The organism is Candidatus Cryosericum terrychapinii (assembly GCF_003570925.1).
GTDB lineage: Bacteria > Caldisericota > Caldisericia > Cryosericales > Cryosericaceae > Cryosericum > Cryosericum terrychapinii.
Map to the genome: position 1 here is coordinate 1 of NZ_QXIS01000013.1, position 10,940 is coordinate 10,940.

The following is a 10,940-nucleotide window of genomic DNA, read 5'->3' on the forward strand; positions in this document are numbered from 1 at the left end:
GCTGTCACCAAGTTCCTGCAGGACCTGACGGCAGCACTTGATTCTACGGGGACATGCCTGTTTACGACATTTGGACTGCAGGCAAAGGACCTTGCACAACTTTACTCAGCTGCTACCGGTTTTGAGTGTGACGACAAGGAGTTCCTGAAGATCGGCGAGAGAATCTGGAACATGGAGAAACTCTTCAACCTGAAGTCAGGGCTCACCGGGAAGGACGACACTCTGCCTCCGAGAATCCTCAAGGAGCCGATCCCATCAGGCCCTTCCAAAGGCGAAATCGAAGAGCTCGATAAGATGCTGGGAGAGTACTATTCTCTGAGAGGATGGGGCAAGGACAGCGTTCCCACAAAGGACAGACTGAAAGAGCTGGGACTCGAAGACCTGTCATGAAACATGTGATCATTGGAGCCTCTGTTGCAGGGATTACGGCTGCAGCGAGGATAAAGAAACTCAGCCCGGAGCAGGAGGTGATCGTCCTCTCGGGGGAGGGAGTCCAACCATATGGCAAGATGTCCCTTCCCTACATGCTTTCCGGGATGACCTGGTTTGCGAACTGTACGCTGCCTTCAGTGGACGGGGTCGACGTCATGCTCAACAAGTACGTCGACGGGGTCGACACGGTGTCGAAAACCGTGCATACGAACGATGGCGAGCAGTTCGAGTATGACAGACTCCTGATAGCAACGGGCACATCTCCGTTCATCCCCGACATCCCCGGCGCCAGACTTCCTTCCGTGGTCGGTGTCAGGAATATCGGAGATATCGAGGTCATTCGGAAGAGAATAGCGGAGTCGACACAGAAGAGAGTCATTCTGGCAGGCGCCGGGCTGGTCAATGCTGAAATAGGTGATGCTCTTGTGAAGCTTGGTATCCCTGTGACCTATGTCATTTCTTCGGACAGGGTGCTGTCCCAGATTGTCGATCGAGAAGCTTCTGCAATCATCGAGCAGTCGTTTGCAGGACTCGATGTGGAGCTGCTCAAGGGCGAGGACATCCAGGAAATCGAGGAGAAGGACGGCGCCCTCGAGGTGAAGCTTGCATCAGGAAAAGTCCTCAGCGGCTCCTGCGTCGTTTATGGCAAAGGGGTGCGCCCCAACACCGGCTTTCTGAAGGGAACGGATGTACGGCTCAACAAAGGTGTCGTTCTTGGACGGTATCTTGAGACAAGTGTACCGGGTATCTATGGCGCGGGGGATGCCGTCGAGACGGACGATATCCTGCTGGGCGAGAAGACGCTTCACGCTCTCTGGCCTGTGGCCGTAGAGCAAGCGAACAACGCTGCCGGGAATATGCTCGGCATGGAGATGCCCTACGGTGGCGATGTCCTCAGGAATATCCTGATGGTCTTTGGACAGACCATCTTCACCGGTGGGATCAGCACACATGACGAAGGTGATGTCTACAGGAACGTGAGTGACGGCGAGTACGGGAAGATCGTCGTCAAGGACGGCCGGTTGAGAGGCTTTGTCTTCGTCGGAGAAGGCGTCAACAATCCCGGTGTGTATCTCAGGATAATGAGAGACCAGACCGACATCAGCACGATGATCAACCCAGTTCTGAACGGAACCATATCTCACGTGGACCTGTATCCGTCTGTCTTCAAGGTGGCCCTGTAAGGGGCCACCTTGTCAGAAGATCAGGGGATCGTCGAGCGTCTCTCCTGTCTAGCCACCGCCGATCGGTGGAAACAGCGAAATGGTGTCACCATCCTTGAGCAATGCATCTTCCTTGCCCAGGAACTCGATACTTTTCCCGTTGAGCAGGTAGATGTAGTCCCGCTTCAGTCTCAGCTCTTCGGTGAGGATGATGCCCTTGAGGACGGGATGCTGCGCAACAAGACTTCGCAGTGCTTCGATACATGTTGAGGCTGAGACCAGAACGGGTCCCTGCTTGAATTCTTCTGTCAGATACACTCTCACCGTCACCGTCGCCATCGCCATCATCTCACCTCAGCAACCATTGTAGGCAAGCAGGCACAAAGGGCAATCAGGCGCCTCGACTCGTCCAAAATGCACGTGAACCGGCTCTATTCTTATCCGGTTGCGCCATCGTTGTCGAATTCCCGACTTTTAGCCCGCGTTGCATGAGGCGGCGGCGCCCCTGCCAGACTCCTACCGCAATGTGACCGTCGCGCCGAATACCTGGGCGAGGAGGTTGGCGGCGTCCGCGGCGTTCATGAATGGTTTGAACGTGTAGGAGTACTTCCCCTGCTGTGTCACGATGACAAGCTGGTGGTCGTTTTGCCAGCGATGGCCGTCGTGGTCAGTCTCCCAGCGCCCCTGCGTGACCGTGACCTGTGAGACGCCGGGTGCGTCGACCCACCAGTTCTCGGGTGTCTCGGTCAGTACAGCTTCCGGGTCCATCGTGAGGTACCGCTTGTGCAGCGTGAGCCCGCTGGTGGCGGCAACCGCCATGCGCTTGAGGAATCCACCTCCCTGCTCCTTCACCTTGGCGTCGACTGCCTGCTTCTGGATCTCCGGTGTGAGCTTGGCGACGATGATACGAGCGTCCGTGACCACGATGGTCCACGGGATGATGTTGAGCAAGTTCTTGTGCCACTGGACCGGGAGTGCGCCCAGCACGTGTTCTCCTTGCATTGGTTCCTCCTGAGGAACGGGGTGTGGAGCCTGACAGTGCACGTTGCGCTGTCAAGCTCCAGTGTAGGCAGGTCGACCTTCTTTTCCACAGAGGCGCATCGACTCATCCGAAATGGAGCTGAACCGGCTTGGCGACGAGACCCTCTGCAGACAATAGACACCCCCGTCAGCGCCCCTCATGCAGAGGGGCGCTTCCGTGATCGACCCCTTCATTAAGAGATGAAGACGGAACGATCTTGACACATCGGAACACCGACGTATATTATATCGGTATATAACGATGTAATCGGAGAATGGCGATGCAAATGGACGGGACAGGTACTGTGGACATGATTGCGGTTGCGAAGGCGCTGGGAGACGAGACACGGGCGCGCATTGTCGGTGTCCTTGGCGTGCGGGCTCTATGTGTCTGTGAGGTGAAAGCTGCCCTGAATCTGTCTCAGGCGACCGTGTCAGATCACGTGCGTGTCCTTCTCGATGCGGGGCTCCTGTCGACCTCCAGAGAGAGCTACTGGACGCTGTATGCGATTCGCGAGGATCTGTCGCTTGAGATCCTCCAGTTCGTGTCTCTTCTCATAGACCAGGTTCATACCCAATTTCCTGAGGACCGGGCGCACCTGGCAGACGACCCAGTGTTCCTGTGCCGTGCAGAAGCCAGGACGGGGTCTGTTGCAGGACACCCGCGCGCGTTGCACCGGAAAACTCGACGCACGTAGTCGAAACAGCTCCACCTATATTCTCACCACATTCGCTGTTCGGGAGGTCACGTTGAAAATCGAATTCTATGAACCAGCTATGTGTTGCACGACTGGCTTGTGTGGACCATCGGTTGATGAACGCCTGGTGCGTCTCAACGAGGACTTGAGACGTCTTCAGGCGGAGGAACCCGGCATCACCGTCGAACGGTATGCCATCAACCAGAGGCCTTTCAAGTTCCGCGACAATGCAGACGTCTACAAACTTGTTACAGCGAATGGCAAGAAGATCCTTCCGGTGACCACCGTCGACGGTAAGGTCGTCAAGACCAGAAACTATCCGTCGTACGACGAGATGAGAGCCGAACTGGACAGAGGGACACATGAATCCTGAGTACGTCTTCTTCTCAGGCAAGGGCGGTGTTGGCAAGACGTCTATGGCATGCACGGCGGCGGTCTACCATGCAGACAATGGCAAGAAGACCCTCATCGTCACAACAGACCCGGCATCGAACCTGGCCGACGTATTCGAGCAGCCCATAGGCCACCACGTAACGCCCATTACCGGCGTTCCCAATCTGTGGGCCATGGAAATCGACCCGGACGAAGCTACCCGTGAGTACAAGGAGCGCTCGCTGGCTCCTATGCGCGGGCTCTTTGACGATGAAATGCTGAAGGTTGTGGAAGAGCAGCTTAGTGGCCCATGTACGGAGGAGATGGCCGCGTTCGACAAGTTCACCGATTTCATGGAAGACGACAACTGGGATGTCATTGTCTTCGATACGGCGCCTACGGGACATACGCTGCGGCTTCTGCAGTTGCCGGTCGAATGGAGCAAACACATTCGGGACAGCGCGCAGGGGAGTGGCCAGACATGCATGGGCCCTGTCGCCTTGATTCAGGACAGCAAACAGAAGTATGACGACGCGATAGCCCGACTTCGGAATACGGGACGGACGCAGTTTGTCTTCGTGATGCAGGCGGAGCAGACATCCCTGGAGGAGACATCACGTTCCATCGCGGAGCTGGCAGCCTTGGGTGTAACGACTTCGAGAATCATCGTGAACGGGCTCATCCCGGAGGCGGAGACGGTGAATCCCTTCTTCCGGAAACGGCGTGACATGCAGCAAACGTATCTGGAACGCGCGAGGCAGTTGTACACGGACACGCCTCTACAGACCATGGAGTTGCTCGACAGTGAGATCAAGGGAGTAGCGATGTTCCGCAAGTGCGCTCCGATGCTGTTTCAGGGAGGCACCACAGATGTATGACGTCGAGAGCCTGTTACATCCAAGTGCAAAGGGTACCAGACAAGTGTTCTTTGCAGGCAAGGGCGGAGTGGGCAAGACGACTGTCGCTTGCCTGACCGCGGTACACACAGCTCGGCAAGGGTACCGGACCCTGCTTCTGACCACCGACCCTGCAGCACACACCGGCAGCGTCCTTGGCAGGAAGGTGACGGAGCAGGTCGAACCTGTCGATGGTGTTTCAGGGTTGTCTGCAGCGAAGATCGATCAGAAGCAGGCGACTGAGGACTACAAGAAGGGGATTCTCGATGACGCGCGGGCGAAATTCGACGAAGCCACGATCCGCGTCATGACGGAGGAGCTGGCCTCTCCCTGCACGGAGGAGATGGCAGCTTTCCAGCGTTTCATCGACCTGTCGAGTACCCCGGGATTCGACGTTACCATCTTTGATACGGCGCCGACAGGGCATACTCTGAGACTGCTCGAGTTGCCCCTCGACTGGAGCGAGCAGATCAGACTCAAGGCCGGCGCTACTGAGGGGTTATCCGAGGGGGACCGCCAGCAGAAAGACCGGTTTGATCGGGTCCTGGACGCAATGCGGGATCCCGGCCTGACGACGTTCAGCTTCGTCATGTACCCCGAGAGTACCCCCATTCTGGAGGCACAGCGTGCATCTGAGGAGTTGGCGACAATCGGCGTTGCGACACAGCTCGTCGTGGCGAACCTGCTGATTGCCGAGGAGCAGGCGACGACACCATTCTTCCAGAAGCGCAGGAAGATGCAGTTGGAATACCTGGATGACATGAAGAGACGCTTTGTGGGAGCTGCATTGCTGCAGGTTCCAATGATGGACAGTGACATTCGTGGCATCGACAAGCTCGACATGCTGGACAAAATCGTATTTGGAGGGATTGCATGATGGTAGAGACTACTGTTGAGATCGAGGTCTATGGCATTTGGGATCAGGCCCCGGCGGCCTCGTCGTGCGGGTGTGGTGGAGGTGGGTGCGCCACGCCAACGCAGACGATGGGTGAGATGTTCGACAGTCTGAGGGCGTCCCTCGATGCGAGCGACATCAAGGAGCGGTGCTCACTGAGGTTTATCGACGTCATCAAGGACAGCGATCCACAGGTCAACCAGGTTCGCCAACAGGTTGAGAATGGATATTCGCTTCCACTGACAGCGCTCAACGGCAAGTGGTCTTTTTATGGTGGTATCTCGAATGACCTGCTCCACCTCAGGATACGAGAAATCCTGAACGGGGAGAAAGGGCAGGCCGGAGAGGCACGCTAGTTCGCTAGTGGGATCAGATCAAAGCCGACTACAGAATACGGAAGAGTCAGCGCATGCCAATGCGAGTTCCGTCAACAGAGCGATCTGCGTCGGTTTCGGGGGGTCCACATCATCTTGTGTCCGGGTCTTGACATTCGAATATTCTCGCATAATATATCAATGTACATTGAATCAATGGGAGTTGTGACATGACTCAGCGTTCGCCGGTCTGTGGAGCACAGGACATAGGTACTAACTGGAGCTCTGCATGTGAGGAGCAGGGCAAGCTTGTGTCTACCCTGATGGAACCGCAGCGCATCAAGATTTTGAGGTTGTTGTGTGGTGGCGAACTGTGTGTGTGCGAGATCGAGCACGAGCTGGCCCTTCCCCAGAACCTGGTTTCTCATCACCTGAGGGTCCTGCGCGAGGCTGGGCTTGTCGCTGCTCGCAAGGAAGGGCAATTCGTGCACTACTCGCGAGTCGAAGAGCGTATTCATGAACTGATGCTGACTCTGGAAGAACTGCTGTCAAACTAGGAGGAATCATGCGAATCGAAATTCTGGGTTCTGGCTGTGCTCGCTGCCATGGGCTTGAGGCAAGCGTCCGCAAGGCGCTGGAAATGCTTGGCAAGGATGCCGAGATCGTCGACGTGACCGATATTCAGCAGATCATGGCCTACGGCGTTATGGCGATGCCCGCTCTTGTCATCGACGGCAAGGTCATCACCGCAGGCAAGGTACTGTCGCCCGAGGAAGCAAAGAAAGCCATCGTCGGCGCTAGCGCCTGACGGGGTAGCCGGAGGGCGGGCGACCGCCTTTTTTTGAACGCTTATATATCAACGGAGGTTGCTATGTTGACGCTATTTGCTGACTGGTTCACGTATACGCTTTTGCGCCTGCCAAAGGGGCACCTGATAACGGAAGCCATTCACTTCTTCGTGTACGATATCCCCAAAATCTACCTGCTCCTCGTCGTTATCGTGTTTGTAGTCGCGATGCTCAGAACCTGGATTCCCGCCGAAAAGATCAAACGTCTACTCGTTCACCGGCACCAGTTCATCGGCAATATCCTTGCTGCTTCTCTGGGCATTTTCACCCCCTTCTGCACGTGCTCTGCCATTCCGATGTTCATTGGATTCGTGGAGTCCGGCGTACCGCTTGGGGTGACATTCTCGTTTCTGGTGGCAAGCCCTATGATCAACGAGGTCGCGATGGTGCTGCTATGGGGACTGTTTGGAGCCAGGGTCGCCTTGCTCTATGTGGGTGTGGGGCTCCTTATCGCGATTGTGTCGGGTGTCATCATCACTCAGCTTCACATGGAGAAGTACGTTGAGGATTATGTCTACATGATCAAGGTCGGCGCCGCTGCAGGGGATGCTCCCATGACCTTCAAGGATCGCGTCGTTGCCAGCTGGAGATACGTGGGCGAGATCTTCCGCAAAGTGGCTCCATGGGTGGCGGTCGGCGTTGCCATCGGTGCATTCATCCATGGGTACGCTCCCGAGAATTTCCTGGCCAGATACGCAGGCCGTGACAATCCCTTTGCGGTTCTCATCGCCGTTGCGATTGGTATTCCGCTGTATTCGAACGCCGAGGGCGTCATTCCTGTCGTTCAGGCATTGTGGGCCAAGGGTCTGCCTCTGGGGACGACACTGGCTTTCATGATGGCAGTCACCGGACTCTCGATGCCCGAGATGATTATCTTGCGCCGCGTTCTCAAGCCAAGACTGCTTGCAACATTCATTGGTGTCGTAGGTGTTGGTATTCTCATCGTGGGGTATTTCTTTAACTGGGTCCTGTAACCGTCCGCTAGACACCCGACCCGGATCAGCAAAGAAGCCCGGCCTCGACGAGGCTGGGCTTTCTGATGTAGCAGATCTGGCTGAAGACTATGCTTTGTGTGCGTGCTTCCCGATGAGGTCGACGATCTCGGGAAAGTCGATGCCGTCGGCCTTCACTGTCTCGAGTGTGGGGACTCCGTCGGCATCCCAGCCGCGCCGTGTGTACACCGCGTCCTGAAGCTGGCGGTATTGCGACTCGCGGTACTCGCGCAGGGCTGCCATCTTCTGCTGCAGGCTCATGCCTGCGATGTCCACGTGTGCGGCCTCGGTTAACTGCTTCTCGTAGCGCTCCTCCCGGGACAGGTACTCTTCCTCGGTGACAGGCCCCATGCCACGATAGGGCATCCAGTCGTCCTCGCGCGTCCCATGGCCCATGCGCAGGTTGAAGACGCGCTGGAAGTCATACACACGTTTGCTCTGTGCAAGCAGTCCGTCAAGATCGAGTGCGACACCCGTCATGCCCTTGTACAGCAAAAGGTAGTTCTCGATGTGTTCAGGGATCTTGGCGGCCTGCATTCCCGTATATTTGTCACGGTTGTCGCGCGGCTCGGAATCGTTCCAGGGGAGCTTGCACAGGCCCATGAGCGAGAACCAGGTCCGGAAGAGCGGGAAGAAGGAGAGAGCTTCAGCCTTGTCGTCGAACGTCGGCAGTTGGCCCTTGACCTGATCCATGAAAATGAGCCACGCCTCATCGTGCTGGGGACCCTTAGTGGCCATGGCGTATCCTGCCTGCTGAGCCAGCGAGTCCTTGGACATGTACTCTGAGACTTCCATTCCCTTGATCTCCATACCGATGTCGTTCAGGAAGTCGGCGTTGGCATGGTATTGTTCGGCCAGGAGCTTCTTCAGTCTGTGAACGCCCAAACCGGCGACCACGCCGAAACCATGACCCTCACCAAGCTGATGAATCAGCTCGAGAGCGTCCATGTCGCTGCCGAAGTGCAGGTCGAGTCCGCCTGTGATCTCCTTGTTGATGATGCCATTCTCATAACACTCCATGAGAAAAGCGAGCGTCGTAGCGAAACCTACCAGGTCGATACCGTAGTAGTCACAGTAGAAGCTGGCCTCGGCGACAAATAGCGGGTCGAAACTGCCTGTGTTGGATCCCAGCCCACCCACCGTCTCGTATTCGGGCCCGTCGATGAGCACCTTCTGACCCTTGAGAGGCCCTGTCTTCAGTTGAACAGTGTCGATGCCATGGGCACACGACATGGTGCAGCCCAGCCAGCAGCCATCGGGCATGTCCTGGCTGATGAGACGGAACCACACGTCGCTCCTGATGTCGACTGTTCTGGCGTCCGAGCCGAACTTGAAGTTCTTGACCGGAAGAACATCGACCTTATCAAGGATTTCGACCGTGTTGGCAGTTCCGATCTCGCGCATCCTGCTATGGGTGTGGTCGAGCGTCAGGATCTCCTTGTTCATCCGTGAGCCGGCGGTCTTGATAGGTTCCAGGTCAGCTGGGTTGTTGATAAGGGGAGTCGTTCCGGAAAAATGAACGACGAGAGCCTTGATCTTCTTGTCTCTGAAAACGGTTCCCGGTCCGCCTCGTGCTAGCTGCTTGAGACGGGTGTGGTTTCGTTTGGCGTCCCAGTAGCTGACATGGATGAGGCCAAGGAGGGAGTGCTCCGCCCCCGTGCCTGAGACCGCGACACTGACGTTCTTGCGATCACCGGCGCCATCAGCATACATCTCATGCAGGACTTCTGGCAGGTCGCAGCTGTTGTCGGGTTCTTCAGGGGCGGTCTCGATGGTGGCGAGGCCCTTGTTACCATCGATGAAGATGATGACATCCTCCTCAGCCTTGCCTTGTACTTCGATCGCATCGAAACCTGAGAATTTCATATACGGAGCCAGGTAGCCGCCGCCATTGTTGTCGACGGGGACTCCTGTCTCTGGAGAGATGGTGACCGAGTGCATTTTTCCGGCACCGGGATACTGCGTAATGCCAGTGAGTGGTCCAGCACAGAAGATCAACTCATTTTCGGGGTCATTCCAGTGCGTCGTCGGTTTGACCGCCTGCCAGAGATAGTACAGCCCGTAGCCGCGCCCCCCCGTGAACTTCTCCTTGACCATTGGGTCGATGGCACGTTCCTCGATGACATTCGTTGTCAGATTAACGTACAACCTGCGGTCCGTGTACCCCTTGTTGATTCTGGCAGGCTTGTAGGAATACGTCGCCAGGATCTTGTGTGCCTGTCGCATTTCCTCGATGGTCTTCACCTTCTGCCTCCCGGTTTCGTTGTGAATCCGCTCACATGGTAGGTCAATCAATACGTTGTTCAAGGTGGTGCGTTGTGATGCGCCGGTGCCAACTATCTGCGTCTGCTGTCGATTTCACCGTCAACGCGAAGCATCGACGGGGTCAGTATCTTCTTGAACCTTCGCTTCATGCGTTCGGAGGCGGCGTCCTGTGGCTGAGAGTTGTCGTTTTTTCACTGGCTTGTAGAAGAAAGGCGTGGGTGGTTCTATACTGCAAGCATAGCGAATCAATTCGCATCCGAGAGGTGAAAAAGGTGGAAGACAATCGCATTGCCATGCATCCGATCCTTGCGTGGAACCGGGGGGACCCAGTGCATATCACGTACGACGGCAAGGAGATCACTGCCTATCCCCAGGAAACAGTGGCGATGGCTCTGTATGCGGCCGGCGTGAAGCAATATGGCACATCCTCCCGGTTCTACCGTCCCAGGGGTATGTTCTGCGCTATCGGAAAGTGCTCGTCGTGCATGATGCGCGTCGACGGCAGCCCCAATACACGTACCTGCGTCCTGGAGGTCCGGGATGGGATGGACGTCGAAACACAGCACGGTGATGGCAAGTTCCCTGACGTGCAGGCTGCCATGAAGGGGGTGAAGGAGAAGAGTACAGAAGTCCTGGTCATCGGCGGCGGGCCGGCAGGTCTGGAAGCGTCTCTCTGGGCGGCCAAAGCCGGCGCCGACGTCATACTGCTGGACCAGAATCCCCAGTTGGGTGGCCAGCTGGTCAAACAGACGCATAAGTTCTTCGGCTCGGCGAAAGAGAACGCCGGGACGCGCGGCGTCACCATTGCGAAGAAGCTCATCGAGGAGGTCGAGGCGACGCCCAACATCACGGTCTACAGTGGCTTCACGGCGTTTGGGTGGTTCCAGGGCGCTGTCTGCGCCGCTGACCAGGACCATGCGGTTCTCTTCCACCCTCGCAAGGTCATCGTCGCCACGGGCGCAGCCGAGAAGATGCTGATGTTCAAGAACAACGACATGCCAGGCGTCTTCGGGGCGGGAGCCGCGCAGACGCTGATGAACGTCTA

14 protein-coding genes are annotated in these 10,940 nt (G+C 56.7%); 11 read left to right on the top strand and 3 right to left on the bottom strand.

Annotated features, from left to right (window positions below; translation table 11 throughout):
- On the top strand, positions 1 to 390 hold a 390-nt coding region (locus SMC7_RS02370; protein ID WP_207798700.1), incomplete at its 5' end, for an aldehyde ferredoxin oxidoreductase C-terminal domain-containing protein.
- On the top strand, positions 387 to 1,616 hold the full coding sequence (locus SMC7_RS02375) for an NAD(P)/FAD-dependent oxidoreductase (protein ID WP_165845067.1): 1,230 nt from the start codon (positions 387 to 389) through the stop codon (positions 1,614 to 1,616). The genes SMC7_RS02370 and SMC7_RS02375, both read left to right, overlap by 4 nt.
- 48 nt (positions 1,617 to 1,664) lie before the next feature.
- Here the strand turns inward: SMC7_RS02375 and SMC7_RS02380 are convergent, their stop codons facing one another.
- Both SMC7_RS02380 and SMC7_RS02385 read right to left on the bottom strand, forming a co-directional pair.
- On the bottom strand, positions 1,665 to 1,940 hold the full coding sequence (locus tag SMC7_RS02380; RefSeq protein WP_165845068.1) for a MoaD/ThiS family protein: 276 nt from the start codon (positions 1,938 to 1,940) through the stop codon (positions 1,665 to 1,667).
- Between the two features lie 171 nt (positions 1,941 to 2,111).
- Positions 2,112 to 2,597 carry a hypothetical protein gene (locus SMC7_RS02385; RefSeq protein WP_119088785.1) on the bottom strand — a complete coding sequence of 162 codons (486 nt, stop codon included), beginning with the start codon at positions 2,595 to 2,597 and terminating at the stop codon, positions 2,112 to 2,114.
- 299 nt (positions 2,598 to 2,896) lie between these two features.
- Between SMC7_RS02385 and SMC7_RS02390 the strand changes: the two genes are divergently transcribed.
- The 8 genes from SMC7_RS02390 (at position 2,897) to SMC7_RS02425 (ending at position 7,612) form a co-directional block, all read left to right on the top strand.
- Complete coding sequence (locus SMC7_RS02390; RefSeq protein WP_165845069.1) at positions 2,897 to 3,313, top strand: ArsR/SmtB family transcription factor; 417 nt, start codon at positions 2,897 to 2,899, stop codon at positions 3,311 to 3,313.
- A gap of 52 nt (positions 3,314 to 3,365) precedes the next feature.
- A complete protein-coding gene (gene arsD, locus SMC7_RS02395) occupies positions 3,366 to 3,686 on the top strand; it encodes an arsenite efflux transporter metallochaperone ArsD (RefSeq protein ID WP_119088787.1) in 321 nt (106 codons plus the stop codon).
- Positions 3,676 to 4,563 (top strand): ArsA family ATPase, encoded by an 888-nt coding sequence (locus tag SMC7_RS02400; protein ID WP_119088788.1) that lies wholly within the window; start codon positions 3,676 to 3,678, stop codon positions 4,561 to 4,563. Before arsD ends, SMC7_RS02400 begins: the two co-directional genes overlap by 11 nt.
- Positions 4,556 to 5,458 carry an ArsA family ATPase gene (locus SMC7_RS02405; RefSeq protein ID WP_119088789.1) on the top strand — a complete coding sequence of 301 codons (903 nt, stop codon included), beginning with the start codon at positions 4,556 to 4,558 and terminating at the stop codon, positions 5,456 to 5,458. The genes SMC7_RS02400 and SMC7_RS02405 overlap by 8 nt, the downstream gene beginning before the upstream one ends.
- Positions 5,455 to 5,832: a hypothetical protein gene (locus tag SMC7_RS02410; RefSeq protein WP_119088790.1), complete on the top strand. Its 378-nt coding sequence runs from the start codon at positions 5,455 to 5,457 to the stop codon at positions 5,830 to 5,832. Before SMC7_RS02405 ends, SMC7_RS02410 begins: the two co-directional genes overlap by 4 nt.
- Before the next feature lie 188 nt (positions 5,833 to 6,020).
- Positions 6,021 to 6,347, top strand: coding sequence for an ArsR/SmtB family transcription factor (locus SMC7_RS02415; RefSeq protein WP_119088791.1), 327 nt, complete (start codon positions 6,021 to 6,023; stop codon positions 6,345 to 6,347).
- 8 nt (positions 6,348 to 6,355) lie between these two features.
- Positions 6,356 to 6,598: a thioredoxin family protein gene (locus SMC7_RS02420; protein ID WP_119088792.1), complete on the top strand. Its 243-nt coding sequence runs from the start codon at positions 6,356 to 6,358 to the stop codon at positions 6,596 to 6,598.
- Between the two features lie 63 nt (positions 6,599 to 6,661).
- Complete coding sequence (locus SMC7_RS02425) at positions 6,662 to 7,612, top strand: permease (RefSeq protein WP_119088793.1); 951 nt, start codon at positions 6,662 to 6,664, stop codon at positions 7,610 to 7,612.
- 87 nt (positions 7,613 to 7,699) lie between these two features.
- On the opposite strand, the gene SMC7_RS02430 is transcribed toward SMC7_RS02425, so the two are convergent.
- Positions 7,700 to 9,874, bottom strand: coding sequence for an aldehyde ferredoxin oxidoreductase family protein (locus SMC7_RS02430; protein WP_207798701.1), 2,175 nt, complete (start codon positions 9,872 to 9,874; stop codon positions 7,700 to 7,702).
- Between the two features lie 293 nt (positions 9,875 to 10,167).
- Between SMC7_RS02430 and SMC7_RS02435 the strand changes: the two genes are divergently transcribed.
- On the top strand, positions 10,168 to 10,940 hold a 773-nt coding region (locus SMC7_RS02435), incomplete at its 3' end, for a (2Fe-2S)-binding protein (protein ID WP_165845070.1).

What these genes read in the sequence shown, in the direction of transcription:
- SMC7_RS02385 (WP_119088785.1), bottom strand. Translation starts at nt 2,597, where the DNA reads ATGCAAGGAGAACACGTGCTGGGCGCACTCCCGGTCCAGTGGCACAAG.
- SMC7_RS02400 (WP_119088788.1), top strand. Translation starts at nt 3,676, where the DNA reads ATGAATCCTGAGTACGTCTTCTTCTCAGGCAAGGGCGGTGTTGGCAAG.
- SMC7_RS02410 (WP_119088790.1), top strand. Translation starts at nt 5,455, where the DNA reads ATGATGGTAGAGACTACTGTTGAGATCGAGGTCTATGGCATTTGGGAT.
- SMC7_RS02405 (WP_119088789.1), top strand. Translation starts at nt 4,556, where the DNA reads ATGTATGACGTCGAGAGCCTGTTACATCCAAGTGCAAAGGGTACCAGA.
- SMC7_RS02415 (WP_119088791.1), top strand. Translation starts at nt 6,021, where the DNA reads ATGACTCAGCGTTCGCCGGTCTGTGGAGCACAGGACATAGGTACTAAC.
- SMC7_RS02420 (WP_119088792.1), top strand. Translation starts at nt 6,356, where the DNA reads ATGCGAATCGAAATTCTGGGTTCTGGCTGTGCTCGCTGCCATGGGCTT.
- SMC7_RS02380 (WP_165845068.1), bottom strand. Translation starts at nt 1,940, where the DNA reads ATGGCGATGGCGACGGTGACGGTGAGAGTGTATCTGACAGAAGAATTC.
- SMC7_RS02375 (WP_165845067.1), top strand. Translation starts at nt 387, where the DNA reads ATGAAACATGTGATCATTGGAGCCTCTGTTGCAGGGATTACGGCTGCA.
- SMC7_RS02390 (WP_165845069.1), top strand. Translation starts at nt 2,897, where the DNA reads ATGCAAATGGACGGGACAGGTACTGTGGACATGATTGCGGTTGCGAAG.
- SMC7_RS02425 (WP_119088793.1), top strand. Translation starts at nt 6,662, where the DNA reads ATGTTGACGCTATTTGCTGACTGGTTCACGTATACGCTTTTGCGCCTG.